General features: G+C 55.8%; 32 protein-coding genes and 1 pseudogene. 11 read left to right on the top strand and 22 right to left on the bottom strand.

The features are described from left to right. Nucleotides 1-54 precede the first annotated feature (54 nt). The 6 genes from ACQ86N_RS40770 to ACQ86N_RS40795 all read left to right on the top strand — a co-directional run bounded on the left by ACQ86N_RS40770 (nt 55) and on the right by ACQ86N_RS40795 (nt 4,761). Nucleotides 55-732: a trigger factor gene (locus ACQ86N_RS40770; RefSeq protein ID WP_431212034.1), complete on the top strand. Its 678-nt coding sequence runs from the start codon at nt 55-57 to the stop codon at nt 730-732. 190 nt (nt 733-922) lie between these two features. Then, the gene (locus ACQ86N_RS40775; protein WP_431212035.1) at nt 923-1,435 is read left to right on the top strand and encodes a hypothetical protein; all 513 of its coding nucleotides are present in this window, start codon (nt 923-925) and stop codon (nt 1,433-1,435) included. A 203-nt stretch (nt 1,436-1,638) separates the two neighbouring features. Further along, complete coding sequence (locus ACQ86N_RS40780; protein WP_431212036.1) at nt 1,639-2,379, top strand: ClpP family protease; 741 nt, start codon at nt 1,639-1,641, stop codon at nt 2,377-2,379. Between the two features lie 63 nt (nt 2,380-2,442). Next, the gene (locus tag ACQ86N_RS40785; RefSeq protein WP_431212037.1) at nt 2,443-3,084 is read left to right on the top strand and encodes a ClpP family protease; all 642 of its coding nucleotides are present in this window, start codon (nt 2,443-2,445) and stop codon (nt 3,082-3,084) included. Between the two features lie 219 nt (nt 3,085-3,303). After that, nucleotides 3,304-4,539: an ATP-dependent Clp protease ATP-binding subunit ClpX gene (gene clpX, locus ACQ86N_RS40790; protein WP_431212038.1), complete on the top strand. Its 1,236-nt coding sequence runs from the start codon at nt 3,304-3,306 to the stop codon at nt 4,537-4,539. A gap of 48 nt (nt 4,540-4,587) precedes the next feature. Next, nucleotides 4,588-4,761 carry a hypothetical protein gene (locus ACQ86N_RS40795; RefSeq protein ID WP_431212039.1) on the top strand — a complete coding sequence of 58 codons (174 nt, stop codon included), beginning with the start codon at nt 4,588-4,590 and terminating at the stop codon, nt 4,759-4,761. Here ACQ86N_RS40795 and ACQ86N_RS40800 read toward each other — a convergent pair. The 15 genes from ACQ86N_RS40800 to ACQ86N_RS40870 form a co-directional block, all read right to left on the bottom strand. Further along, on the bottom strand, nt 4,758-5,591 hold the full coding sequence (locus ACQ86N_RS40800) for a glycerophosphodiester phosphodiesterase family protein (protein WP_431212040.1): 834 nt from the start codon (nt 5,589-5,591) through the stop codon (nt 4,758-4,760). The two genes, ACQ86N_RS40795 and ACQ86N_RS40800, sit on opposite strands and share 4 nt — an antisense overlap. Nucleotides 5,592-5,634: 43 nt before the next feature. Beyond that, entirely contained in the window at nt 5,635-6,540 is a 906-nt protein-coding gene (locus tag ACQ86N_RS40805; RefSeq protein WP_431217799.1) for a RagB/SusD family nutrient uptake outer membrane protein, read from the bottom strand. Further along, nucleotides 6,428-7,420 carry a RagB/SusD family nutrient uptake outer membrane protein gene (locus tag ACQ86N_RS40810; RefSeq protein WP_431212041.1) on the bottom strand — a complete coding sequence of 331 codons (993 nt, stop codon included), beginning with the start codon at nt 7,418-7,420 and terminating at the stop codon, nt 6,428-6,430. Before ACQ86N_RS40810 ends, ACQ86N_RS40805 begins: the two co-directional genes overlap by 113 nt. A 20-nt stretch (nt 7,421-7,440) precedes the next feature. Further along, complete coding sequence (locus ACQ86N_RS40815; RefSeq protein WP_431212042.1) at nt 7,441-8,628, bottom strand: hypothetical protein; 1,188 nt, start codon at nt 8,626-8,628, stop codon at nt 7,441-7,443. Continuing rightward, on the bottom strand, nt 8,628-10,523 hold the full coding sequence (locus ACQ86N_RS40820) for a SusC/RagA family TonB-linked outer membrane protein (protein ID WP_431212043.1): 1,896 nt from the start codon (nt 10,521-10,523) through the stop codon (nt 8,628-8,630). Before ACQ86N_RS40820 ends, ACQ86N_RS40815 begins: the two co-directional genes overlap by 1 nt. A gap of 22 nt (nt 10,524-10,545) precedes the next feature. Then, nucleotides 10,546-10,806, bottom strand: a complete 261-nt coding sequence (locus ACQ86N_RS40825) for a DUF4974 domain-containing protein (protein WP_431217800.1) — start codon at nt 10,804-10,806, stop codon at nt 10,546-10,548. Further along, nucleotides 10,707-11,513, bottom strand: coding sequence for a FecR family protein (locus ACQ86N_RS40830; RefSeq protein WP_431212044.1), 807 nt, complete (start codon nt 11,511-11,513; stop codon nt 10,707-10,709). The genes ACQ86N_RS40825 and ACQ86N_RS40830 overlap by 100 nt, the downstream gene beginning before the upstream one ends. 49 nt (nt 11,514-11,562) lie before the next feature. Continuing rightward, nucleotides 11,563-11,886, bottom strand: coding sequence for a sigma-70 family RNA polymerase sigma factor (locus ACQ86N_RS40835; RefSeq protein WP_431212045.1), 324 nt, complete (start codon nt 11,884-11,886; stop codon nt 11,563-11,565). Next, the gene (locus tag ACQ86N_RS40840; protein WP_431212046.1) at nt 11,808-12,158 is read right to left on the bottom strand and encodes an RNA polymerase sigma factor; all 351 of its coding nucleotides are present in this window, start codon (nt 12,156-12,158) and stop codon (nt 11,808-11,810) included. The genes ACQ86N_RS40835 and ACQ86N_RS40840 overlap by 79 nt, the downstream gene beginning before the upstream one ends. An 86-nt stretch (nt 12,159-12,244) precedes the next feature. Then, complete coding sequence (locus ACQ86N_RS40845) at nt 12,245-12,979, bottom strand: acyl-CoA dehydrogenase family protein (RefSeq protein WP_431212047.1); 735 nt, start codon at nt 12,977-12,979, stop codon at nt 12,245-12,247. Further along, the gene (locus tag ACQ86N_RS40850; RefSeq protein WP_431212048.1) at nt 12,886-13,386 is read right to left on the bottom strand and encodes an acyl-CoA dehydrogenase family protein; all 501 of its coding nucleotides are present in this window, start codon (nt 13,384-13,386) and stop codon (nt 12,886-12,888) included. The genes ACQ86N_RS40845 and ACQ86N_RS40850 overlap by 94 nt, the downstream gene beginning before the upstream one ends. Nucleotides 13,387-13,789: 403 nt before the next feature. After that, nucleotides 13,790-14,473, bottom strand: coding sequence for a hypothetical protein (locus ACQ86N_RS40855; protein WP_431212049.1), 684 nt, complete (start codon nt 14,471-14,473; stop codon nt 13,790-13,792). 129 nt (nt 14,474-14,602) lie between these two features. After that, the gene (locus ACQ86N_RS40860; protein WP_431212050.1) at nt 14,603-15,379 is read right to left on the bottom strand and encodes an MBL fold metallo-hydrolase; all 777 of its coding nucleotides are present in this window, start codon (nt 15,377-15,379) and stop codon (nt 14,603-14,605) included. After that, the gene (locus ACQ86N_RS40865) at nt 15,372-15,659 is read right to left on the bottom strand and encodes a hypothetical protein (protein WP_431212051.1); all 288 of its coding nucleotides are present in this window, start codon (nt 15,657-15,659) and stop codon (nt 15,372-15,374) included. The genes ACQ86N_RS40860 and ACQ86N_RS40865 overlap by 8 nt, the downstream gene beginning before the upstream one ends. A gap of 140 nt (nt 15,660-15,799) precedes the next feature. Next, nucleotides 15,800-17,362, bottom strand: a complete 1,563-nt coding sequence (locus ACQ86N_RS40870; RefSeq protein ID WP_431212052.1) for a response regulator — start codon at nt 17,360-17,362, stop codon at nt 15,800-15,802. A gap of 82 nt (nt 17,363-17,444) precedes the next feature. Here ACQ86N_RS40870 and ACQ86N_RS40875 point away from each other — a divergent pair, with 82 nt between their 5' ends. The 4 genes and pseudogenes from ACQ86N_RS40875 to ACQ86N_RS40890 all read left to right on the top strand — a co-directional run. Further along, entirely contained in the window at nt 17,445-18,671 is a 1,227-nt protein-coding gene (locus ACQ86N_RS40875; RefSeq protein WP_431212053.1) for an HD domain-containing protein, read from the top strand. 29 nt (nt 18,672-18,700) lie between these two features. After that, nucleotides 18,701-19,747 (top strand): UDP-3-O-(3-hydroxymyristoyl)glucosamine N-acyltransferase, encoded by a 1,047-nt coding sequence (gene lpxD / locus ACQ86N_RS40880; RefSeq protein WP_431212054.1) that lies wholly within the window; start codon nt 18,701-18,703, stop codon nt 19,745-19,747. A gap of 120 nt (nt 19,748-19,867) precedes the next feature. Then, complete coding sequence (locus tag ACQ86N_RS40885; protein ID WP_431212055.1) at nt 19,868-20,278, top strand: helicase HerA-like domain-containing protein; 411 nt, start codon at nt 19,868-19,870, stop codon at nt 20,276-20,278. Further along, nucleotides 20,166-21,304: pseudogene (locus tag ACQ86N_RS40890) on the top strand (helicase HerA-like domain-containing protein); the annotation flags it as partial. The gene ACQ86N_RS40885 and the pseudogene ACQ86N_RS40890, both read left to right, overlap by 113 nt. Before the next feature lie 111 nt (nt 21,305-21,415). On the opposite strand, the gene ACQ86N_RS40895 reads toward ACQ86N_RS40890, so the two are convergent. From ACQ86N_RS40895 to ACQ86N_RS40925, 7 genes are read right to left on the bottom strand one after another with little or no spacing between them, the layout of a single operon-like run. Further along, entirely contained in the window at nt 21,416-22,138 is a 723-nt protein-coding gene (locus ACQ86N_RS40895; protein ID WP_431212056.1) for a RecQ family zinc-binding domain-containing protein, read from the bottom strand. Then, nucleotides 22,111-22,767 (bottom strand): helicase-related protein, encoded by a 657-nt coding sequence (locus ACQ86N_RS40900; protein ID WP_431212057.1) that lies wholly within the window; start codon nt 22,765-22,767, stop codon nt 22,111-22,113. The genes ACQ86N_RS40895 and ACQ86N_RS40900 overlap by 28 nt, the downstream gene beginning before the upstream one ends. Then, nucleotides 22,722-22,931 (bottom strand): hypothetical protein, encoded by a 210-nt coding sequence (locus tag ACQ86N_RS40905; protein WP_431212058.1) that lies wholly within the window; start codon nt 22,929-22,931, stop codon nt 22,722-22,724. The genes ACQ86N_RS40900 and ACQ86N_RS40905 overlap by 46 nt, the downstream gene beginning before the upstream one ends. Before the next feature lie 58 nt (nt 22,932-22,989). After that, a complete protein-coding gene (locus tag ACQ86N_RS40910; RefSeq protein WP_431212059.1) occupies nt 22,990-23,211 on the bottom strand; it encodes a DEAD/DEAH box helicase in 222 nt (73 codons plus the stop codon). Between the two features lies 1 nt (nt 23,212). Beyond that, nucleotides 23,213-23,578 (bottom strand): HAD-IC family P-type ATPase, encoded by a 366-nt coding sequence (locus tag ACQ86N_RS40915; RefSeq protein ID WP_431212060.1) that lies wholly within the window; start codon nt 23,576-23,578, stop codon nt 23,213-23,215. Then, on the bottom strand, nt 23,579-24,052 hold the full coding sequence (locus ACQ86N_RS40920) for an HAD family hydrolase (protein ID WP_431212061.1): 474 nt from the start codon (nt 24,050-24,052) through the stop codon (nt 23,579-23,581). A 25-nt stretch (nt 24,053-24,077) separates the two neighbouring features. Then, a complete protein-coding gene (locus tag ACQ86N_RS40925; protein ID WP_431212062.1) occupies nt 24,078-24,815 on the bottom strand; it encodes an HAD-IC family P-type ATPase in 738 nt (245 codons plus the stop codon). Between the two features lie 13 nt (nt 24,816-24,828). Between ACQ86N_RS40925 and ACQ86N_RS40930 the strand changes: the two genes are divergently transcribed. Beyond that, nucleotides 24,829-25,266, top strand: a complete 438-nt coding sequence (locus tag ACQ86N_RS40930; protein ID WP_431212063.1) for a hypothetical protein — start codon at nt 24,829-24,831, stop codon at nt 25,264-25,266. Nucleotides 25,267-25,309: the final 43 nt, after the last annotated feature.

The raw sequence follows: 25,309 nt of genomic DNA on the forward strand, positions 1-25,309 counted from the left end.
GGAAATCCCATAAATTTCTTACCTTTGCCCCCCGATTTAAAATAATATATCAATATGGCAACAGTAACGAGGGAGAATATTGGGCTCCTGACGGACAAGATAACCGTCAGCATTTCGAAAGGCGACTACCTGCCTTCTTTCGATAAGGCCCTGAAACAATATGGCAAACAGGCGAATATCCCCGGATTCCGGAAAGGAATGGTGCCCGCCGGCCTCATCAAAAAGATGTATGGCAATTCCGTATTCACCGACGAAGTGCTGAGGACCGTGGAAAAAGAGCTCACCTCTTATATGTCCACCGAAAAGCTGGAGATCTTCGCACAGCCGCTGCCCCTCCCTGAGAACGACGCAAAACAGATCGATATCAATAATCCCGCGGACTACTCCTTCGCTTTCGAGATCGGCCTGAAACCGGCCTTTAACCTGGCAGACCTGGGCTCAGCCCGCCTGACCCGGCTGAAAGTGGACGTGACGCCGGAAATGGTGGAAGAAGAAGTCGACCGCCAGCGGACCCGGAATGGCAAAATGACCGAACCCGAGACCGTCAGCAGCGACGAGAACGTGCTCAACCTCCAGTTCACCGAAACCGACGCAGCCGGTCAGCCCGTCGAAGGTGGTATTCAGAAAGACAATTCCCTGCTGGTAAAATATTTTAACGAGGCTACCCGCCCCAGCTGGATGGGTCTGAAAAAAGGCGATTTCGTCGTCGTTCAGCCTTCCCAGTGCCTTTGAAGAGAAGGAAAGGGAATGGGTCCTCAACGACCTCGGACTGGACAAGCACGACGCCGCAGGCGCCGACAAATACTTCAGGGCCGAGATCACCAAGGTTGGGTTCATCGAAAAAGCCGACCTCAACGAAGAGTTTTTCAAGACCGCCGCTCCCGGTAAGAACATCAGCACTGAAGCGGAATACCGCGACAGCGTGAAAGCCGATATCCAGGCTTACTGGGACGGCCAGAGCCGCAACCAGCTGCAGCACTCCCTGTACCATGTCCTGCTCGACCAGACCAGGATAGAGTTCCCCGAAGACTTCCTGAAACGGTGGATGCAGACCGGCGGCGAAAAGCCCAAGTCCCAGGCCGAAGTTGAACAGGAGTTTCCCTCCTTCGTCAACCAGCTGAAATGGACGCTGATTGTCGACAAGGTCAGCAATGAGAACGCTCTGGAAGTAACGCAGGACGATATCCGCGATTTTGCCAAACAGCAGCTGTTCGGCTATATGGGCATGCCCGCAGGAGCCGAAGAACAGCCCTGGGTAGCCGAGTATATCCAGCGCATGATGCAGGACCGCAAATTCGTAGAGGACACCGTACACCGGATCCAGACCGACAAGGTATTCGGCTGGGCCGAAACGAAGATCAACCCGACGGAGAAACCCGTCAGTGTAGCGGAATTCCAGCACGAGATCGAGGCACACCAGCACCATCATCACTAGTCGGGGGTCGGGTAACCACCCGATGATCCGACGTCAGATATTTCCCGGTTCAGGGGCAGGCCACAAGGTCTGCCTCTTTTTTGCCCTTAAGGGGCAGACAAGCTGTCAGTTTTTTGGCAATTTGAAAGTTTGGACGGAGATTTGAAAGGAAGTTTTCTGTTCAGAGAATAGAATCGGCATTAAATCATTTGAAAAATAAAATTATGAATCCAAACGAATTCGAGAAATATGCTGTGAAACATCGTGGCATTTCCAGTAATACGCTCAACGATTACAACAAATACGTCGTTAAGAACATTACTCCCAATGTCATCACGGGTATCAATACCGCGGGTGCGGTGACCAACCTTACCCCGAATATCATCGAAGAAAGGCCTATGAACGTCGCCGTGATGGACGTCTACAGCCGGCTGATGATGGACCGTATCATCTTCCTCGGCTACCCCATCAACGAAGAGGTCGCCAATATCGTGACAGCCCAGCTGCTGTTCCTGGACAGCACCGACCGCCATCGCGACATCCAGATGTATATCAACTGCCCTGGCGGCAGCGTATACTCCGGTCTCGGCGTCTACGACACGATGCAGTATGTAACACCGGACGTCTCCACGATCTGTATCGGTATGGCGGCCTCCATGGGACAGGTTCTGATGTGCGCCGGCACCAAGGGCAAACGCACAGCCCTGAAGCATAGCCGGGTCATGATGCACCAGCCCAGCGGCGCGATCGGCGGACAAACTTCCGATATCGAGATTACCGTCAACGAGATCAAAAAGCTGCGGAAAGAACTCTATGAGATCACCGCCTTCCACACCGGCAAGACGGCCAAGCAGGTAGAAAAGGACAGCGACCGCGACTACTGGCTGACAGCCCAGGAAGCAAAAGACTACGGTCTGGTCGACGAAGTCCTGCTCCTGAACCCCAGAAAAGAAGGGAAAGAGTAGTAGTTTAATGACCCAACAGCCCGGGATCAAAATCACCGAATATTCAATACTAAATACAAAAGAATGAGTTACTCAAAATATTTGCTGAAGCCAACATATATGGACGACGAGCCGGAAGAAAAGCCAAAGGAAGACGACAAGCAGGGTCCGGAATACGGGATGCTCGCCAAAAAGATGGAGAAATACTTCTTCGAGAACCGTAGCGTAGAACTCTGGGGCCCCGTCGACGACAAGTCTGCCAAAGACGTGGTGACCAAGCTGAGACTGCTCGACGCCGACAAGCCCGGTGAAGAGATCAAATTCTTCATCAACAGCCCCGGCGGGGTCGTAACCTCGGGTTTCATCATCTATGACACGATGAAGCTTCTCAAGAGCCCGGTCAGCACCATTTGTATGGGTCTGGCAGCCTCCATGGGTTCCATCCTTCTCAGCGGAGGGACAAAGGGCCGCAGGTTCGTCTATCCCCTTTCCGAGATCATGATCCACCAGCCCAGCCTTGGCGGATATATGCAGGGAGTGAGCATCGACCTCGAGATCACCGCAAGGCAGACGCGCCGGGTAAAGGATATCAGCGCCCGGATCCTCGCCGAGAACTGCGGTAAGAAGTTCGACCAGGTCATGAAAGACTTCGACAGGGACTACTGGATGGACGCCAAAGAGGCCATCGAGTACGGCATCGTGGACGCCATGTACGAGAAGCAATAACGCCCGTACGGGAAATAATCGCGCCGGTACGGGAAATAATGGCCCCGAAAGCCATCAAAATTTGTACAGGTTTTGACGTAAGTTATTAAAAAATAATAACTTATATAATTTTAAATTTTAGCAACAGTCCCGAAAAATCCGGGACTGTTTTTTCCAACATACTGGGAGAATCCAATAAGTTGGGTAACTTTGTGGTTCAACCCTGGATAATTAGCTATAATGGCAAAAAATACATTGCATTGTTCTTTCTGCGGGCGTAATCGGGACGAGGTGAAGATCCTGATCGCCGGCCAGGAGGGGCATATTTGTGAGAACTGCGTTGAGCACGCACAGGAGATCATTCAGCAGGAGCTGATGATCCGCGAGGACAATACGGGTACCAGCAGCTTTAAGCTGACGGTGAAGAAGCCGATCGAGATCAAACGGATCCTGGACGAGTACGTCATCGGACAGGACGACGCGAAGAAAGTCCTCTCCGTAGCCGTCTACAACCACTACAAACGCCTTCAGCAAAAGGTAGTGGAGAACGAAGTGGAGATAGAAAAAAGCAATATCATCATGGTCGGTGAGACCGGTACGGGTAAGACCCTGCTGGCCAAAACGATCGCGCGGCTGCTGAATGTTCCGTTCGCCATCGTGGACGCTACCGTGTTCACCGAGGCTGGTTATGTAGGGGAAGACGTGGAAAGTATTCTTACGCGCCTCCTCCAGGTATGCAACTACGACGTCACGGCGGCTGAAAGAGGTATCGTCTATATCGACGAGATCGACAAGATCGCCCGCAAAGGAGACAATCCTTCCATCACCCGCGACGTCAGCGGTGAGGGTGTTCAGCAGGGCCTGCTCAAATTGCTGGAAGGCACGGATGTGCTCGTTCCACCACAGGGCGGCAGAAAACACCCCGAGCAAAAGCTGATCAAGATCAACACCCAGAATATCCTGTTCATCTGCGGTGGCGCCTTTGACGGCGTAGACAAGATCATCGCCCGCCGGATCAACACGAACGCCATCGGATTCAACGTGAATAAAGAGCAGCAGGAAGCCGCCAAGAAGAACCTCCTGCAGTACGTCAACGCACCCGACCTCAAGTCGTTCGGTCTGATACCCGAACTGCTGGGCCGTCTGCCTGTGGTCACGCATCTCGACCCGCTGGACAAGACGACGCTCCGGTCGATCCTGACGGAACCCAAGAACTCGCTGATCCGCCAGTACAAGAAACTGTTCGAACTGGAAGGCATACAGCTGAGCTTCGACAACGAAGTGCTGGATTTCATGGTCGATAAGGCCGTCGAGTACAAGCTGGGCGCCCGCGGACTCAGAAGCATCTGCGAAAGCATTCTGACGGATGCGATGTTCGAGCTGCCCTCCGCCAAAGAGACCAAGTTCCATCTCGACCTCGAGTATGCGCAGAAGAAATTCGACAAGAGTAAGATGAATCTTTTGAAAGTCGCTTAAATACTGAATCCCGCCTATCGGCGGGGATTTCAATTTAGATACCTAACCATGCAGGAACTTATAGACAGGCTCAAAGCCGAAGGACTCACCGAAGAACAGGCCTTTAAAGCCATCGAGGTTATCAAAAACTTTACGAAAGAAAAGTTCCCCCTCTTTTCCGGAGCTATCGACAAGTTGTTCGATAAATACGGTCCAAAGGGGGACGATGATTTCATGCCTTAGTAATAAAGCCCTTTCTTTTTCAGATACTGCATCAGCAGGGCCGGGTAGTTGGTCTGGACGATATTCGCACCGTTTTTCAGGTCCTCGTCGTAGGCGTCCAGGTCCCCTGTCGCCACTTTCTTGTCGGCGTCATCCAGCGCGTTGATAAAAACGCGGGCGCCGTGTCCCTTGATCTTCGTGGTTACAGCAACAGTATTGTGGTGGTTGTCGATATGGACCGCCTCGGTGCCGGTGACGGTGAACAGTGTATCGACGGCCGACTCGCTCGTAGTGCGTATCAGGGTGCGGAAGCCGGGGCTTTGCTCCTTGATCATCTTGCCGTAGATCGGACGGTATACCAGCGCAAAGACCGTATTCTTTGTCTGCGTCCGGTTGACAACCGCCAGGATCTCGGGGAATTTGGCGACCTTGATATCGAGGTCGACGAGGATCTTTCCCTTCGCCAGCGTCAGCGCCTCTTCCAGGGTGGGCACTTTTTCGTCGGTGGGCTTCCCGTCGAATTTCAAATGCAGTTTTCTTATCTCTTCGAACGTAAGGCTGGCCACTTCGCCGTGTCCGTCCGTCGTACGGTCGACCGTCCTGTCGTGCATGATCACCAGCGAATCGTCCTTTGTAGCGCGGATATCCAGTTCGAAGATATCGATCCCCAGCCCGATCGCCTTCCGGAAAGAAGCGAGGGAATTTTCCGGGAACTCGTTGTGCGCGCCCCTGTGCGCGCAGATCATAACGATTCTTGATTTGGGGTCGAGGAATGCCTTGTTGATCTCCTTAAAACGCGCGGTCTCCTGCGCCTGCGCGGCCAGTGCCGCTGCGGCCGTTACTGCCGCCAAAAAACTCCTTTTAACATGATGCTCTTTTTAATGATGATTGATATTAGTAGTATCCCGGATTTTGAACGTCGGCAACGGGCTGCTGCGGGCTCAGCCGGTCGATAAAGGTTTGGGGTATCGGGCGCAGCGTATGATAGTCCCTGATATTCTGCGCGCCGGGGTTGTATTTCTTCACCCTTTCGACCAGCTTTTCGCAGCGGTCGAGGTCTTCCCAGCGATTGAGTTCGCCGAGCATCTCCCGGCCCCGCTCTTCGAGAATGTAGTTGACAAAATCGCCGCTGATATCGGCGGAGGTGACGGTCATCTGGGCTGCCGTGCTCTTCGACCTGTCGTTGAAATCCCCGCCCTCGAATGTCCACCACTGTGTCGTCTTCGCTTCGCCGTCCTTGTAGGCAGCGCGCTGTCTGATCTGATTGATATAGGATGCCGCTTTGTCGAAGTTGCCCTTGCGGCCGTATGCCTCTGCCAGGAACAGCAGGGTCTCGCCATAGCGCATGACCATCCAGTCGCGCGTGCCATTGGTCTCGTTGGTCGTGGGACGGCTGGGGTCCAGGTATTTCTTCAGACCCGGGAAGAGAAAGTTGTAGGAATAGGGCTGGTAGGTGTTCAGCGGAAGGAAGTACGGATACTGTTTGTTTGCCTGCATCGCGGCGTTGAGGTCGGCCGTCGAATTATAGTAGACCGGAGAGAAATACAGTGCGGTGTCTCCCACCTTTACGTCGACGGAATTGCCGGCGAGGGTCTTGATGCCCGTCGCGGCCAGGTTCGCAAGGTAGCCCCAGACAAAGGACTTGGCAAAGCGGGAATCGTATTTGCGCGTGGCGCCAAACAGTCCGTTATAGACGTAGGGTGTGGGACGGACGCGGCGATAGGGTCGTCCATAGTCGAGGGAGCGCTGCAGGATCTTTGTATTGACGGCGTCGTACTGCGGTACGTGGTACAGGTGCATATTGTTGCCGCCTCCGTTGCTGATGACGTTGGTAGAGAACTGCACGGCGAAGATGACTTCGCTGTTGGTCTGGTTCTTCGGGTCCCACAGCTGGGCGTAGTCGGACACCAGCGAAAATTTCCCCAGTTGCCCGCCTTCGATCTGCGAAGCATAGTAGATCACGCTGTCGATATCGGAAGCCTGTGTGCCGCGGGCGGCCTGCTGCGTTGCCGAAGCTGGCGCTACCCCGCGCGAGATATACTTTCGCCAGCAACTGTGCGGCGGCCGCCCGTGTCGCGCGCCCCTGCTGTGCTGGAGTGACGGGCAACTGGTCGAAGGCCTTTTTGAGGTCGGAAAGGATGCTGGCGTATACGTCCTTCACTGCCGCGCGTTTGTAGTCGGTTGTGACCTTGCTCGTGGAAGCCAGTACCAGCGGGACCTTCCCGTAGTGCTGGACCAGGTCGAAATAGTACCAGCCCCTGAGGAAGCGGGTCTCGGCTTCGATCACTTTTTTGCGGCTGTCGTCCATACCCGTCACTTTCGGCAGGTAGTCGAGGGTCACGTTGCATTGCCCGATGCCCGAGTAGTGATAGTCCCAGAAGCTCGCCGCCCTCGGGTCGAGGGATGAGAGTGTAGCCAAATACTGGTTCCAGGTGGTGCTGCCGTCGCTGCCGTTGGTGAACAGGTCGGTTCCTGCGTCGCTGAAGGTCAGCAGGTTTTCGCCCTCCACGTCCTGTCGCAGGGTATTGTAGGCGGACACCAGCGCTCCTTCGATACCGGCGGGCGTCTCGTACAGCTGATAGCTGACACCTGCTACGACGGTCTCGTTCAGGTATTTTTTGCAGGAGGTGACGGAGGTCATCGCAACAGCCGCCATTATCCAGACGAAGATCTTGTTCATGTTCGGTGGTTTGTAAAAATTTAAAAGATAATATTGGCGCCGATCAGATAGGTCGTGATACTCGGCTCGTTAAATCCGGTGGCGCCTTCGGGGTCAGTACCGGGGAATTTGGTGACGACGAACGGATTCTGCACGCTCGCATAGATCCTGAACCGCTGCAGGCTCGTCTTCTTCAGCATCAGCGGCGGCAGGGAATAGCCGACGGAGATATTCTTCATCCGCATGAACGACCCGCTGTAGTAGTTGAGTTCGCTGATAAAGTTGAGACCGGCCGTACCCAGCAGGGGACGGGGATATTTCTTAGCGGGATTGTTGGGCGTCCAGTAGTCCAGTTTGGGCTGGTTGTAGCGCCCGTCAAAGCGCATATCCAGGTCGTGATAGACCGTCTGACCGACCATGGCATACAGCAGGAAGGACGCGTCAAAGCTCTTATACCGGAAATTGTTGCCCAGACTGGCCGTCCATTTGGGGTCCTGCTGGCCGATGATATACCGGTCCGATGCGTCGATCTTGTAGTCGTGATTCCGGTCGAACGGACGGATATCTCCGGGTTTGAACGTCGACCCGTTGGCATTATATTTGGCGATCTCTCCCTTGTCCGCGTCGGTGTTCTGCCAGATCCCGGCGTTGGTAACGTCGTAGAAGACATTGACCGGTTTGCCGATGAACCATTTGGCGCCAACGTCGTCCACTTTTCCGTTGTACAGCTCGACGATCTTCTGCCTGTTGGTTGCGAAGATCCAGTCCGTGCGCCACTCAAAATTCCTGGTGGTCGTGTTTACCGTGGTGATCGCGGCTTCGATACCTTCGTTGCTCGTCCTGCCTACGTTGCTGAGGATGGATGAGAAACCGCTGACTGTAGGCAGGTTGCGGCTCAGCAGGAGATTGTACGTATTCTGTTGGTAGACGTCCATCGTACCGCTGATGCGACCGTTGAACAGGCCGAAGTCAATACCGGCGTTGAACTGCCCTGTCGTCTCCCATGTTAGTGAAGGGTTGATCATCTCGAGTGGAGAGAAACCCAGCGCTGGGGCGTCTCCGTATACGTACTGGATGATCGAAAGCGCGCCTTCCGTCTTATAGGGCGCAATGGCCGAGTTACCGGTCCTGCCCCACCCGCCCCGAAGTTTGAGGTCGCTGAGTACGCCGACGTTCTTCAGGAAGTCCTCGCTTTTCATTCGCCAGGCCAGCGCTACGGATGGGAACATCACCCATTTGTGGCCTTCCGCGAGGCGCGACGAGCCGTCATAGCGGGCGGAAACGGTGGCCGGTATTTGTCCCTGAATGCATAGTTCACGCGCCCCATAAAGGAGGCCAGGGACCAGTGTGAGTAGTTGCTCCGGATGCCGTTGATCGTAAGCGCGCTTCCCACGTTATAGTATAGCTGCTGGTCATAGGGCAGATTGGAGACATAGATGATGCTGGTGTCTTCCGTCTCGCCCTGTATGGACTGGAGCAGTGTGGCATAAAAACTGTGGTCGTGGTTGAACGTCTTCCTGTAGCTGAGTATGTTCTCGAGCGTATACATCGACCGGTGCAGTCCGGAATTGACCGCGTCCGATGGCGCCTGGCCGCCGGCCGATGCGGTATTGGCGGCGTCGAAATTCAGATTCTGCTGCGACCGGTAGTCGATACCGAGGCTGGTGCGGAAATTAAATCCGTTCAGGAAGGAGACGTCGGCAAAATAGTTGCCTAGGAAGCGATCCTGTTTCACGACACGTTGAGTATGACCGAAGTTCGTGACGGGGTTGGGTGTACGCGTGTTGTTGGTGGGGAAGAGGGCGAGTGTTCCGTCGTCGTTGTAGGGAGACGCGATGGGATTGAAGCTCTTCAGGCCGTATCCGTCAAATACGTCCGACCAGCCTGCGTCCTGCAGCGAGTGGCTATATACGGCGTCGGTGCCCACCCTGAGGAATTTTCCGATGGAGGTCTCCGCGTTCATGCGCACGTTATAGCGGGTATAGTCCTGATCCCGCACCACGCCGACGTTGTTGTAGTAGTCGCCTGACAGCAGGAACCGGGTCTTTTCGCCGCCTGCCCTTACGGTCAGCTGGTGGTCCCTGACGTTGCCGGTGCGGAGGCCAAAACTGAGCCAGTCCGTGCTTTTCAGTTTCGAAGGATCATATGTGCCGCTGGCCCAGGCATTCGTCATGTTCTGGTACATATAGGGTGTGGCGACGAGCTGGTCGTTTTTGAAGTCGTTGTCCTTGTTGGGTTTGGGGTCATAGGTGCCGCCCAGAGAATTGCGCTGCGCCTCGCGGGAATATTCCACGAACTCCGCGGCGTTCATCAGGCGGGGAAGCGGTCTGTTCTTCAGGACGCCTTCATAGCCTGCGTATTCCAGCGTGGTTCTTCCCTGAATGCCTTTCCTGGTGGTGATGATGATCACGCCGTTGGCGCCTCTGTTGCCGTAGATGGCGGTGGCGGACGCGTCCTTGAGGACCTCGACGGATTCGATATCGTTGGGGTTGAGCTGGTCGATGGCGTCTACGGTAGGGATCCCGTCGAGTACGTACAGCGGTTCGTTGCTGGCAGTTATGGACCTGTTCCCGCGAATCCTTACCTGCGAGGTAAAGCCCGGTTTCCAGGACTGGGTCTGGACCACTACGCCCGAGATACGGCCCTGCAGGGCCTGCGTGACGTCGGTGACGGCGATCTCGGCGATCTTATCCGATTTCAGCGAGGCGATGGATCCCGTGACGTCTTTCTTCAGCACGCTGCCGTATCCGATGACGACCACTTCGTTGAGGCCCGCAGCGGTCTGTTTCATGCGGATGATGACGGAGTTGTTGACGCCGGACTTCATCTCGAAATTCTTTAATAAATAAATCTCGTATCCTACGCTGCTGAACGTGAGTTCGTATCTCTCGCCGGTCTTCAGACCAGCGGCGGTGAAGAGTCCCTTTTCGTTGGTTGAGAAGTTCCGCGCTTCTTTTGTGCTGGCGGCGACCATCGAGATCGAGACGTTGCTGAGCGCCTCTCCTTTTTCGGATGTGACGATGCCCGTCAGCTGTGTTTTATCCTGCGCCATTGCCGGAAGTGCTATGGACAATACGATCCCATACAACCACCGGTAGGCGGTTCTAAGCCTGAAGAATGACATAATCCTTTTTTTATTTTGACAATTAGGGGCGTGACCTGGCAACTACAATCGTGTCGTCCGCTTCCGTGAAGGACAGCCTGTTGATGCTTCCCAGCATGGAAAGGACGGATGGTAAAGGATCGGAGGGCATGAACTTGCCGGTCACCAGCATGTTGCTGAAGCCGTGGCCATCCAGCCTGAACGTTACCCTATATTTTTGGCCAATGATGGCCAGAACACGGGGCAGCGGTTCCTGATTGAATTCAAGGATAGAGGTTGCGGAGACGACTCCGGCGGGAGATATTTTTTCTTAGGAATAGCAACGGTTGAGTTGTCCCTGTATTGGGAGACTGCGTACTGGCGCTGCTGGCGGTCGAGCGTGAACTGTTGTCCGGGTTCCAGATAAATCTCGCGGAACACGAAACGTTTGTCCGAAGACCAGACCATTACCTTTCCCTGCAGCAGGCGGACCTGTGTCCTTTCCGGTGCGAGCGTGTTGACGACAAATCTGGTCCCGAGCACCGTCGTGTTGATGTCCCCTGTATACACCGTGAAGGGACGGGCTGGGTCGGACGTTACGTCGAACAAGGCCTTACCGGTAAGGAAAATATTTCTGCGCTGCCCCTCGAAGGAAGGATAATACCGGATGGTGCTTCCGGGAGAGAGCACTACAGACGAACCGTCGGACAATAGGAGACTGGAGTCCTTTTCACTTTCGTTGGTTCGAATGGTCTCGGCCAGGGGTGCGCTCGCCCCGGGCGTTTCGGCCTTCTTGCCAACGGGATAGAATTTTCCTATCAGGAGGATGACGACTGCGGCGGCGGCGGTCCATGCGAGCCAGGTGTTCCTCAGGGTGATGACACGGGTTTTTCTTTCGGCCCGTTCGCCGATCCTGTCGTGGATTTCTGTGAGCAGCCGCGCCGAAGTTGCTTCCGGCAAAAGTTCTTTGCCTGATGCTACTGTTCTTTCGAATTCTTCCTTTAGTCTTTGTCTTTCGGTCTTCGTCCTCATGGTTTGCCATAAATACCCCTGTTGTGAAAAAAGGGGATGCCGATTGATATTACGGAATTGTTAAGTAGATGACGAGCAGCGGGGCCAGGGCAAGGGAAGCCTCGGCGTAGTTGGAGAAGATATAGTCTTTGATGAAGCGGTTGGCCTGTTTAAGATAGTCGCTGACGGAGGAGGGAGAGATATTCATGATGTGTGCAACCTCGTCGAGGGATTTGCCTTCGTAGCGGCAGAGGCGGAAGACCTGTCGCTTTCTTTCGGGGAGGTGGTTGACGGCGTCCTCGATCATAGAGATCCTTAGTTGGTGCCGCAGTTCGCTGACCTGTTCTTCGGGCTGGATCGTGTTGTAGACCGGGCTGTCTTCTGAAAGTGGCACGGCGTTCTCGCGCGACTTTTTTTGAGGTATTTGACGGATTTGTTATAGCTGGTGACGAAGAGCCAGCCTGCGACCTTTGCAGGCTCCAGCCGGCGGCGGTTCTCCCACAGCGCAATAAATACCTCCTGCAGAATATCTTCGGCTACGGCCTCCTGGCGTACGAGCTTGTAAATATTGCTGTACACGGCGTTGTGATACTGGTGGTAGATCTCGTCGAAGGCAGTAAGGTCGAAGGTGCCGACGGCAGGATGGAGGGCATAAGCAGTTGCCATTCAATTGTAGTTTACTGCGGGCAAAACTAGCAATGCACGGAAAAATGGAAGTATTATAAAATTGTTACGACCGGGTTGCCGGGGCCCTACCCCTTCAGTACCTCTCTGGCAATCACGATCTTTTGTATCTCGGAGGTTCCTTCTCCTATCGTACAAAGTTTGCTGTCCCGATAGAATTTCTCGACGGGAAAATCTTTGGTATATCCGTATCCGCCGAAGATCTGGACGGCGTCGTTGGCGGTCCGGACGGCCACCTCGCTGGCGAAGTATTTGGCCATGGCGGCCTGGCGGGTCATGGGCAGGTGTCGGCTTTTCAGGTCTGCAGCCTGGAAGGTCAGCAGTTCGGCCGCGGCGATCTCGGTGGCCATATCGGCCAGTTTGAAAGAGATGCCCTGGAAATTGCTGATCGGCTGGTCGAACTGGTGGCGTTCTTTCGAATACTGAATGGCTGCCTCCATGGCGCCTCTGGCGATGCCGATGGAAAGGGCGGCGATAGAGATACGTCCGCCGTCGAGCACTGCGAGCGCCTGACGAAAGCCGTCGCCGACTTCGCCGAGGCGATTCTCGTCGGGGATGCGGCACTGGTCAAAGATCATTTCCGCGGTTTCGCTGGCGCGCATTCCGAGTTTGTTCTCTTTCTTGCCGCCGCTGAATCCTGGTGTGCCTCTCTCGACGACGAAGGCGGTGGCGTTGTTCCGGGTGCGCGGCTCGCCTGTCCTGGCGACGACTACGGCGATATTGCCGCTGATGCCGTGCGTAATCCAGTTTTTGGTGCCGTTGACGACCCATTCGTTGCCTTCTTTGACGGCGGTGCAGCGCATATTTCCGGCGTCGCTGCCGGTATTGGCTTCGGTGAGGCCCCAGGCGCCGATGGCCTCGCCGGTCGCGAGACGGGGAGGAATTTTTTCTTTTGGGCTTCATTGCCAAAGGCAAGAATATGTCCGGTGCAGAGGGAGTTGTGGGCGGCGAGGCTAAGGCCGATGCTGCCGCAGACCTTGGCAATCTCCTGAATAACAGTGACATATTCGATGTAAGACAGGCCGGAGCCGCCGTATTCTTCGGGGACGACGACGCCCATGAGGCCGAGGCGTCCGAGTCCTTCGAAAACTTCTTTGGGGAAATGCTGGGACTCGTCCCATTCCATGACAAAGGGCTTGATGTATTGGTTGGCAAAATCGCGGGCTGTTTGCCCCACTTGTCTGGTCAGTTCTTCTGTTGCGAATTCCATGTGGAGATAGATTAAAAAGTATTTATCAAATCCGATCTTGCGGCCCTGTTGGCCCCGGCCTTAAAAAACCAGGCAACAACCGGTGAGGCTATTGCCTGGAAACACTGGCAAACAATCGTTATAAATATATCGAATTGCGGGTATACCACAAGTCCTTTATGACCCAAAGTAACAGATTTTTTATAAAACTAACAAACGTTAGTTTGTAAAATCATTGGACACCTGCCCGTTGCAGCGGGTAACTGTCGGCGCGGGGGCGCGCCAGCCGTGCGGGCGCGGGGGCGAGGGGGCCGCGGTGGCCGGGGGTTGAGTGACCCGGGGTGAGGGCCGCGGTGGCCGGGGGAATAAAAAACCCCGCCGACGGCGGGGTGTATATGTAAGGGGTATGGATCAACCCATTTAGTTAGTAATAATATCTGCGGTAGCGGGGGCCGGGGCGGCGGGACTGGTGGTAGCCCGGTTCGGGCAGGATCTGGCCCAGGCCGATGATCAATCCTGCGTTGAGGCTGAACTGGTACATCGAGGAATAGGTGCTGATGCCGCCGCCGGAGCCGTAGTTGCTGAAGAACAGGCTTCCGCCGGCCGCGTCTACGGGAGACAGCATCTGTGCCTTTAGCTGGAGGCCGACGCGGGGAGAGACATAGATGTTGGTACCCAGCTGAAAACCGGCGGCAAATTTGGTGAAGGTGTTGTCGCCTTCGGGGTCCATGATCGCGGCGCCAAGCATCGCCCCGATGAAGGGACGGACTGTGGAGCCGGGGATGGTAAAGGATTCGACGGGTCCGATCATGATATAGTTGATGCCGAGATTGCCGTAGGAATAGGCGCTATGGTCGTCGTAGTAGTATAGACCGGAAGTCGTACTGATATGATTATAAAGTACTTCGATACCGAGATTGCGGTTGACGTTGAATTTCAGCGCGCCGCCGAGGCTCCAGGCGCCGTCGACGTGACCGTACAGATCGGGGAAATCGGTATTGCTTCCAAAGGTATAGCCGCCCTGCGGAATGAATTCTACGGCTGTCTGGCCAAACGAGGTGACTGCAACCAGGAGAAGGGCGGGTAAGGACAGGACTATTTTTCTCATACTCTGCTTTTATGTCTGGATAGACCCTAAAAGGGAGAGAAGGTTTAACAGGAGAAATACACTCACAAATCATTAACAATCCGGGGGGAATGGGGGACGGGAGGGATGATGGCGGGAAATAGGAGGTAGTTAGGCCTCCACGACGAGGCCATCGTAGGCGAGGTGCATTCCTTTGGGGAGGTCGGGTTCGACTTCGGTGTGTTTGCCCAGCTGGTGGCTGACGTGGGTAAACCAGGCCTCCGGCACGCCGAGGGAACGGACTTCGTCGATGGCTTCGCCGAGGAGAAATGGGAAACGTGTTTCTCGTGGCGCAGGGCGTTGAGGACGATCTGTTTGCTGCCTCTTATCTTTTCGCGTTCTTTCTTCGTCGATGCGGTTGGCGTCGGTGATATAGGTAAAGTCGCCGAAGCGGAAACCCAGTACGGGCATTTTCATGTGCCAGACCTGGATCGGCTGAATGGTGATATCCCCGATGAGAAACGGGTCTTTGTCGATATCGTTGAGGCGCAGGTCGGGAATGCCGGGGTATTTCATGTCGGCGAAAGCGTAGGGGAACTCGCGCACGATCGTCTCCTGCGTCATTTCATTGGCGTAGAGGTTCATCGCTTTGCGCTGAAAGAAATTGAAGGCCCGAACGTCGTCGAGGCCGGCGAGATGGTCCTTGTGCGGATGCGTGAAAATGACGGCGTCCAGCTCGCGTATATTCTGCCGCAGCATCTGATAGCGGAAATCCGGCGTGGTATCGACAACGATAGTCGTGGCAGGCGACTGGACGAGTATGCTGCTGCGCAGCCGTTTGTCCCTATTGTCGGTGGATGCGCATACGGCGCAGGGGCAGGCTATCATCGGCACTCCCGTGCTGGTGCCGGTACCCAAAAAAGTGATCTTTAACGGGGGATTATTCATTTCCTTCACCCACCTGATGGGCCATTGCGACTACGTCGTCGTAAATCTTTTTTACTTCGGGACTCAGCATTTCGGGATTGATGCGCAGCTGGGGGACGATATCGATCAGTGTGCTGATGCGACCTTCCAGCTGGAGGAATTTATTCAGCACCACCACCTTTCTCTGCTCCAAAATACAATAGCCGCTCTGAAAATTGCCTCTTTCGTAGCGTACGATGTATTCGGCTTCATCCAATATTCGCTCGACCTTATCGAGAGTAGATTGTGTGAACTTCATCATGGTCTTCAAAATTAACACTTAATAAGGGGGAAGGGGAATCGGCCGGCCCTATTTTATCCACCAGGTGTGGAGAAAAACCACCTACGGAGGGGGTGTACCGGCGGGTGGTCCGGGGGGGCTGCCCGTGGAACGGAGCCGGATCAGGCATTTTTGCTTGCCATCCGGACAACCGGAATGATCATTTCCTCGAGGCTGACGCCGCCGTGCTGGAACGTATTGCGGTAGTAGTTGACGTAGTAGTTGTAGTTATTGGGGTAGCAAAGGAATCCGTCGCCGCGGGCAAAGATGAATGACGAATTGACGGTGGGGACGGGCAGGCCCGCCTCTTTGGGGTCGCGGAATGCCAGTACTTCCTTGGCCTCGTAGTTGAGGTTGCGGCCGTGTTTGTACCGGAGATTGGTAGTGGTCTGCTTGTCGCCGATGACCTTGTAAGGCGTTTTCACCCGCACGCTGCCGTGGTCGGTGGCCAGAATGATATTGATCTTCTTGTCGGCGATCTTCTTCAGTGCCTGGTGCAGGGGAGAATGCTCGAACCAGCTGGTCGTAATGCTGCGGTAGCTGATCTCGTCGCTGGCGAGCTCTTTCAGTACTTCCATCTCGGTGCGCGCGTGGCTGAGCATATCCACAAAATTATAGACGATGATGTTGAGGTCGTTGTTCAGCAGGTTGTGAATGTTATTTACCAGGTCCTGGCCGGCCTGGTAGTTGAGTACCTTTGTATACGAAGATCTAAGGTTGTCCTTCTTCAGCCTCTTCAGCAGGCCGCGGAAAAACTCCTCTTCGAAAAGGTTCTTCCCGCCTTCCTCGTCGTCGTTCTTCCACTGCGACGGATACTGTTTCTCGATATCCAGCGGCATCAGGCCGGAAAAAATCGCGTTGCGGCTGTACTGCGTAGCGGTCGGAAGGATGCTGTAAAAACTATCCTCTTCGAGTATGCGGAAACTTTCCGCGAAGATGGGCTGGATTGCCTTCCACTGGTCGATCCGAAGATTGTCGAGCAGGATAAAAAAGGTCGGCGTGCCCTTCTCCACGTGGGGCAATACCTTGAACTGGATGAGGTTGTGCGACATGATGGGACCCTCGGTCGAGCGGGGGTTCACCCAGCCGGCGTAGTTCTTACTTACGAATTTGAAGAACTCGGTATTCGCTTCCTGTTTTTGGGTCTGCAGGACCTCGCGCATTTCGGGGCTGTCGGATTTCTCCATCTCGAGCTCCCAGTACACGAGCTTTTTATAGATGTCCATCCACTCGTTGTAGTCGGGATTGCTGTTCAGTGCCATAAACAGATTCCTGAACTGCTGCTGATAGGCCGTGGTGGTCTTCTCCGCGACCAGTCTTTTATTGTCGATGATCTTTTTGAGGCTGAGCAGCACCTGATTTGGATTGACGGGTTTGATAAGGTAGTCCGTTATCTGGCTACCGATCGCGTCGTCCATCAGATTCTCCGTCTCGTTCTTGGTGATCAGCACTACCGGGGTATGCTGGTTGGCTTCCTTGATCTTGGCGAGGGTTTCCAGACCCGTAATACCGGGCATCGTCTCGTCCAGCAGAACTACGTCGATGGGATTTTCCTTTACAAAATCGATAGCATCAAAACCGTTGGTCAGGGCCGTAACTTCGTATCCTTTATTTTCCAGAAAGAGGATCTGGGAATGCAAGCTCTCAATTTCGTCGTCGACCCAGAGTATTTTCGCTAGTGCCATATCACACAAACTACAAACTCTCGGCCAATTTTAACTAGATTTGACAATTGTTTTAGCCCGTTTTAACAAAACACAAACAGGAATGGCCCAATTATCGCGCAAGATCATAAATGACCCCGTTTACGGCTTTATTACACTGGATCATCCCCTGCTGCTGAACATCGTGGCCCACCCTTATTACCAGCGACTGCGCCGGATAAATCAGATGGCATTTGCCCACCTGGTCTATCCCGGGGCCGTGCATACCCGTCTGCACCACTCGCTGGGGGCCTATCACCTTATGGGGAATGCGGTCACCGAACTGAGGCGTAAGGGGGTTGCTATCAGCGATGAGGAAGAGCTGGGGGTAAAGATCGCCATCCTGCTGCACGATATTGGCCATGGTCCTTTCTCGCACGCCCTCGAGAATGTGGTCATAAAAGGCGCCCATCACGAAACTCTGTCCCTGCAGATCATGCAGGTGCTGGACAAGGAATTCGGCGGACAGCTGGGCACTGCGATCCGTATTTTCACGAATGACCACCCCAAGCGCTTTCTGCACCAGCTGGTGTCCGGACAGCTGGACATGGACCGGATGGACTATCTGTCCCGCGACAGTTTCTTCACCGGGGTCAGCGAAGGCGTCATCGGCTATGACCGGATCCTGAAAATGCTGGCCGTCTGCGACGGCGAGCTGATGGTGGAGGAAAAAGCCATCTATTCGATAGAAAAATTCCTGCTCGCCCGGCGGCTGATGTACTGGCAGGTCTATCTGCACAAGACGGTGGTGAGCGCCGAAAAAATGCTGGTCAGGATACTGGAAAGGGCGCGCGAGCTGGTGGTCCGCGGAGAGGAAGTCAGCTGCTGTTCTCCGGCCCTGGATTTCTTTTTGCAGGATGCAACGACCCGCGCGTCCGTCGGGTCAAATCTGGACAAATTCTGCCTGCTCGACGACTACGACGTAATGGGGACCATCAAGAACTGGATGTTCCATCCCGACAAGGTGCTGTCCGGCCTTTCGAAGGGGCTGATCGACCGGAGGCTGCTAAAAGTAAGGCTTCAGGCAACTCCCTTCGAAGAGTCCTACGTAGCGGGATTAAAAGAGAACGTGAGCCGGATGCTGGACATTTCGATGGAAGAAGCCGGGTATTTCGTATTCACCGGAGAGGCCGTCAATACGACCTATAATCCCGCCGACGAAAAGATCTGTATCCTCTTCCGGGACGGATCGGTAAAGGATATTTCGAAGGTAGACAACGCGCTTATCCAGCAAACGCTGGCGAGCACGGTGAAAAAATTTTATATTTGCCACTTGAGTACAGGTGTGTAGAGAACTACATCCTGAAAAACCACAAAACTATGCAATTCACTGCTGCCCAGATAGCCATGTTGATCAACGGTAAGACGGAAGGAGACCCGAACGCCGCCGTAAGTAGCTTCGGAAAGATCGAAGAAGCCGTTGCCGGCCAGCTCGCCTTTCTCGCCAATCCCAAATACGAAGAATATCTCTATACCACCGGCGCTTCCGTCATCATCATCAATGAGACGCAGGAGGTGAAACAACCGACCAGCGGCACGCTGATCCGGGTCCCCGACGCTTACACGGCTTTTGCTACCCTACTGACCAAATATCAGGAGATAGAGGCGCAGCAGCTGACGGGCATCCAGGAGCCATCCTACCGGGCAAAAACTGCCAGGATCGGAGACAAGGTCTTTATCGGCGCCTTCGCCTATGTCGGAGAAAATGTCGTTGTTGGCAACAACGTCAAGATCCACCCGCAGGTGTTCCTGGGCAATAATGTGAGCATCGGCGATAACACGGTACTGCATCCGGGCGTGAAGATCTACCACAACTGCGTCGTCGGCGCCAATGTCACCATCCATGCGGGCTCGGTGATCGGCAGCGACGGATTTGGATTCGCTCCCCAGTCGGACGGCACTTTCAAAAAAGTTCCCCAGATCGGGAATGTGGTGATCGAAGACTATGTGGAAATAGGCGCCAATGTCGCCATCGACCGTGCTACCATGGGTTCCACGGTGATCCGCAACGGGGCCAAGCTCGACAACCTTATACAGATCGCCCACAACGTGGATATCGGACACCATACTGTCATCGCGGCGCAGGCGGGTATCAGCGGCAGCACCAAGATCGGCAGCGGCGTAATGATCGGCGGACAGGCTGGCATCGTCGGTCACCTGCAGATCGCCGACGGAGCCCGTATCAATGCGCAGAGCGGGGTTACAAAATCGATCAAGTCGCAGGGCGGCGCCGTAACGGGAACCCCTGCATACGACTATACGAGTGCATTGCGCAGTCAGGCCATCAGCCGCAACCTGCCCGATCTGGAAAAAAGGCTCAAAGAGCTGGAAGAGCAGATCCGCCAGCTGCTATCGGAAAAGGTCTAGACATGTCGTAAGTCCGGGACAGGTCGATACAGCCAGTGTTAAGCCCGGGAAAGGTCCGGGCAACCGGTCATCGACTGGTCATAATTATTTACATTTAGGACGGTTTAATAACATCTACCTATGTCCGCAACCGACAGCTTTCTCCAGTCCGTAAAGGACGGCTACACCTTCAAGGGCGAAACTATTCTGATGGGCGCAGGGATGCTCGACGGTCAGGTCGTGTCCGGCGCCAGCGTATATCTTCCGCTGAAGACCATGAACCGTCACGGCCTTATCGCCGGCGCCACCGGCACCGGGAAGACCAAGACGCTCCAGATGATCAGCGAGGCCCTCAGCGACGCCAGCGTGCCCGTGCTGCTGATGGACATCAAGGGCGACCTCGAGTGGCATTGCCGCAGCCGGGACCGCCAACGACAAGGTGAACGAACGATACAAGCAGATCGGCGCAACCTATACTCCGTCCGCCTACCCCGTGGAATTTCTCACCCTCAGCGGCGAGAAAGGCACCCGCATCCGTGCCACCGTCAGTGAATTCGGACCGGTGCTGCTAGCCAAGATCCTCGGCCTCAACGATACGCAGGAGGGACTGGTGGCCATGATCTTTAAATTCTGCGACGATAACCAACTGCCTCTTCTCGACCTGAAGGACTTTATAAAAGTGCTGCAGTATGTAGGCGCCGAAGGAAAAGCGGAGATCGAAAAGTCCTATGGCAAAGTTGCCACTACGTCCACGGGGACCATCCTGCGGAAGGTCATCGAACTCCAGCAACAGGGCGCGGACGTCTTCTTTGGCGAAAAGAGCTGGAGGTCGCCGATCTGATGCGCATATCCGACGACGGAAGAGGGATGATCAGCGTACTGCGCGTCACCGATCTCCAGAACAGACCAAAGCTATTTTCGACTTTTATGCTGCAGTTGCTGGCGGAACTCTATGCCACCTGCCCGGAAGAAGGCGATCTCGACAAACCCAAACTGGTGTTGTTCATCGACGAGGCGCACCTGGTCTTCCAGGAAGCCAGCGATGCTCTGCTGCAACAGATAGAGACCATCATCAAGCTGATCCGGAGCAAGGGCGTCGGCGTGTTCTTTTGTACGCAGAACCCGTCGGATATTCCCGCTGGAGTGCTTGCGCAGCTGGGTCTGAAAGTGCAGCATGCGCTGCGCGCTTTTACGGCCGCCGACCGGAAGGATATCAGGCAGGCGGCGGAGAACTATCCGACCAGCACTTATTATAAGACGGAGGACCTGCTTACGAAGCTGGGCATCGGCGAGGCCCTCATCACTTCGCTCAACGAAAAAGGAATTCCCACGCCTCTCGTTCACTGTCTGCTGTGCTCGCCGCGCAGCAGGATGGATATCCTCACGCCGGCAGAGCTGGACGGCGCCGTGGCGAAGAGCAGGCTGGCGGCGAAATACAATACGCCGGTCGATTCGGAGAGCGCTTATGAGATCCTTACGGCGAAGCTGGCGGAGGCCGCCGCTAAAAATGGGGATGCAGGCGGCGGTGGTGGACAGGCCGCGCCGAAAAACAGGAAAAGTCTACGCTCGAAAAAATTCTTGACAGCCCTGCCGCGCGGCAGGCAGAAAGAACGGCGGCGGGGATCATCACGCGCAGTCTGCTGGGAGCTCTGGGTCTCGGAGGAAAGAGTAAGAAGAGTTGGTTTTGAGTTATCTCCCCGGCGGCCGCGCAGGCGAGGCCGCCCTGGCCGCGGCCAGGCGGTTGTCGCAAATCCCGCAGTCTCCCGCGTCCTTGTCCCCGAAATAGTGCGCCAGGTAGCGGCTCCGGCATTCTCCCGAGCCAAGCCCGAGATAGCGGATCATCGCGCGGATCCGCGCCGCATATACTTCCTTTTTTCCCTGTAGCTGACCGGATCGATATACAATTCCTCTGTCGCCACGCGGTCGCGGAAGAAGTACAGCTGGGGTGACTCTTTCAGTGGCGTATAGTCGATGATGCGAAGGGCGTTCAGCTGTTCGAGCTGCGCCGCCGAGCTGGGCCGGTGAAATGCGCAGCTGCCAGGCCAGCTGCCGCTCGCGTATCGGGACCGACTGGTCGAAAATTCCTTCATAGCTGCGCAGCAAAGCGTGTATCAGCGGCTCGAATTCGGGATGGTCCCGTTCGAAATCGTAGAGCGTCTCCTTTCCGACGCAGAACTGCGTCCTGGCGGGCAGGAATACCTGCTGCTGCCAGCTGAAGAGCCCTTCCTGCTCCAGGACCTTCAGCACGTTCGTCACTGCGCCGATCTCGAGACCAAACCGGGAGGTAAAGCCCGTCAGGTCGAAATCGAAATAGTTGCCCTCGCCCGAACCCGCGGGCAGCTGGAGGTAGTTCATCAGGTGCTGGTAGACGGGACGGATCTTGTCTATGGAGGGGAAACGCGCGTCGGGCATGGACTCCAGCCGCGCGGACTCGAATTTGGTGGGGGTGGATCGCCTGGGCCACCTGCGAGTTCGGGGGCCTCCGCCAGCAGCACCGCATAGGCTTTCAGGCCGTCGCGGCCAGCGCGGCCGGACTCCTGGTAGTAGTTCTCGACGGACTCAGGGGTGTCGGCGTGGATCACGGCGCGGACGCCGGCTTTGTCAATGCCCATACCAAAGGCGTTGGTACTAACGATGACCCTTACCCGGTCTTTCAGCCAGTCTTCCTGTCGGGTGATCCGCTCGTCGCGCGTAAGTCCGGCGTGATAGGCGACCGCGGGAATGCCCTGGCGCATCAGCCCCTCGCTGATCTCACGCGTCGACCGGCGCGTCTTGCAATAGATGATGGCGCTGCCCGTGACTTTGGACAGGATCTCCGCTATTTTTTGCGGCTTGTTGGCGACGGCGAAAATGCTGTAAGACAGATTAGGCCGCGTAAACGGCAGGCGAAACACGGCCGGCGTCCGCATTTCCAGCCGCGCGGCGATATCTTCCAGGACTGTGGGAGTTGCGGATGCGGTCAGGCCCAGCATGGGCACTTCCGGCAGCGCTTCCCTCAGCGCGGCAATGCGCAGGTAGGGGGCCGGAAATCGTAGCCCCACTGGGAAACGCAGTGCGCCTCGTCGATGGCGATAAGGCTGATGTTCAGCGAATGCAGGTAGTCGGAAAAAAGGCCCGTCTCGAGTCGTTCGGGGGATACATAGAGGAATTTGCAGTTGCTGTTACCCGCCAGCCGGAGGGTCGCTATCACCTCTTTGCGGCTCATCCCGCTGTGGAGGGAAAAGGCGGTGATCCCTTTTTGCGGAGCCCGTCCGTCTGGTCTTTCATGAGCGCGACCAGGGGCTTACTACCAGACAGAGGCCCGGCAGCGCCATCGCCGGCACCTGGAAGCACAGGGACTTTCCTCCTCCTGTCGGCAGGAGGGCAAGGGTGTCCTTACCGGCCAGCACAGACCGGATGATCTCTTCCTGCCTCGGTCTGAAACCCTCATAGTGCCAGTACTGGCGCAGGAGTCCCAGCAGGTCGGGTGTATTGGGATTTGTCATTTTAGAACAGCTTCTTCACATAGAGGCGCAGCGAATTGGCAGCCAGGACCACGTCGCTGAAACCCATCGCTAAGGCCGCCAGCGCCGGCGTCAGCAGCCCTAGTGCGGCTACCGGAATTGCGACGACGTTGTAGGAAAAAGCCCAGAAAAGATTGCCTCTGATCGTCGAAAAGGTATGCCTGCCCAGTCCCAGGGCGGCTGGCAGCTGCTGCAGGCCGTTACCCATCAGCACGACGTCGGCCGTCTGTACGGCCAGCTGCGAGGCGTCGCTCATCGAGATGCCGATGGTGGCGCGGGCCAGTGCAGGTGCGTCGTTGATACCGTCGCCTACCATCGCGGTAGGCATCTCGCCTGTCAGGCGGGTCACCTAGTTCAGCTTGTCCTCCGGACTCTGTTCTGCCAGCACTTCCTGGATGCCCAGGGCCGAGGCGATGTCCCGGCAGGTCTGTTGTCTGTCCCCGCTGAGCAGGACGGTATGGATGCCCTTGCTATGCAGCCAGGAGACGATATTTGCGGCCTCCGGGCGCAGCTGGTCGCGGACGTCTATCCAACCCAGAAGTCGGTCGTTGCGGACGATATAAACGTTATGCGCATCGTCTGAGGTCAATCCCGCCGCGACCTTATACGAACCTGCCCAGTAAATATCCCCTTCTTTCGTAGCACCCCGCATGCCGAGGCCCTTCACCTCTTCGACCTTCTGCCAGCGGAAAACGCTGCCCGGCGAGGCCTTCCATTCGCGGGTGATGCTTCTGGCGATGGGGTGGCCGGAATATTTTTCGAGAGAGTACGCGATGGCCTTCAGCTGTTCGGGGAGATCCCTGCATCCGGGTGGACCTGCCACTGGCTGATGGCAAACTCGCCGGTCGTCAGGGTGCCCGTCTTGTCGAATACCACCTGACGGATACCCGAAAAAGCCTCCAGGTGACGGGCGTTGCGGAACAGGATGCCTTTCCGGGCGCCGCGGCCGAGCCCGACGGAAATGGCTGCGGGGTGGCCAGCCCCATGGCGCAGGGGCAGGCGATGACCAGCACGGCGATGCTGCGCATAAGGGCGGGCGCCACGGTATGGTCATACCAGTAGTTGCCGATAAATGTTATGACGGCCAGCAAGAGCACGGCGGGCACAAAAACGGCACTGATCCGGTCGGCCAGCTGCTGGATGGGCGGCTTCTCGCCCTGCGCCTGGCGGACCATTCTGACGATACCCGCCAGCACCGAATCGTTGGCCCCGGCGGTGACCTGGGCCTTTACTGTCCCCGACACGAGGAGACTGCCGCCGATAAGGCTGTCCTTCCCTTTTTTATCGACTGGCATGCTTTCGCCGGTAAGGACCGACTCGTCGACGCCGGCCTCTCCCCAGAGTATTCTGGCGTCCGCCGGTACTTCCTCCCCCGCGCGTATCAGGATGAGGTCGCCGCTTCTCAGCTGGTCGCCCTCGACGGGGAACAGCACTTCCTGGTGCTGGTCGTCGAATGCGATCATGGTAGCCGTGATCTTCCGGTTGACGGCCAGTCTGTCCAGCGACCGCTGGGTAGCTCTGGACGGAAGCGTCTTCCAGATAGTAGCCAAAGAATACGATGGTGATGATGGAGGCGGCGGTCTCATAGAAAAGATAGTCGTGGCCCAGTCCCATCAGGGTGCCGGTAAGGCTGTAGACAAAGGCGGCGGTCGCACCCAGTGCGATGAGCACGTTCATATTGGGCATGCCGTTCAGCAGGCTTTTGACGGCGCTGCGGCCAAAGAACAACATCCCCGTGACATAAACGGGCAGGCATATGACCAGCTGAACCCATGGGTGCATCAGCCCTTCGACGCCCACCATGTGCAGGACGAGGGCCAGCGTAAAGGGAAGACAAAAAAGAAAACGTTTCAGGTGCTTATTCATCGGCCGGCGCACGGCGGACTGCTGATCGTCGCCGACGACGGTATAGCCCAGGTCGTGGATGCCCTTCTGCAGGGACTGTCTGTCCAGCCCTTCCGGGGCCCCGAAACTGACGTCCCCGCTGGCCAGACTCACCTTTATGTTCTGCAGCCCTTTTTTCGAGATATTTATTGATAGTGAGTGCGCAGCTGGAACAGCTCATCCCCTCTATTTTCCA

Source organism: Puia sp. P3 (genome assembly GCF_050632245.1).
In the GTDB taxonomy this organism is placed as follows: domain Bacteria; phylum Bacteroidota; class Bacteroidia; order Chitinophagales; family Chitinophagaceae; genus Puia.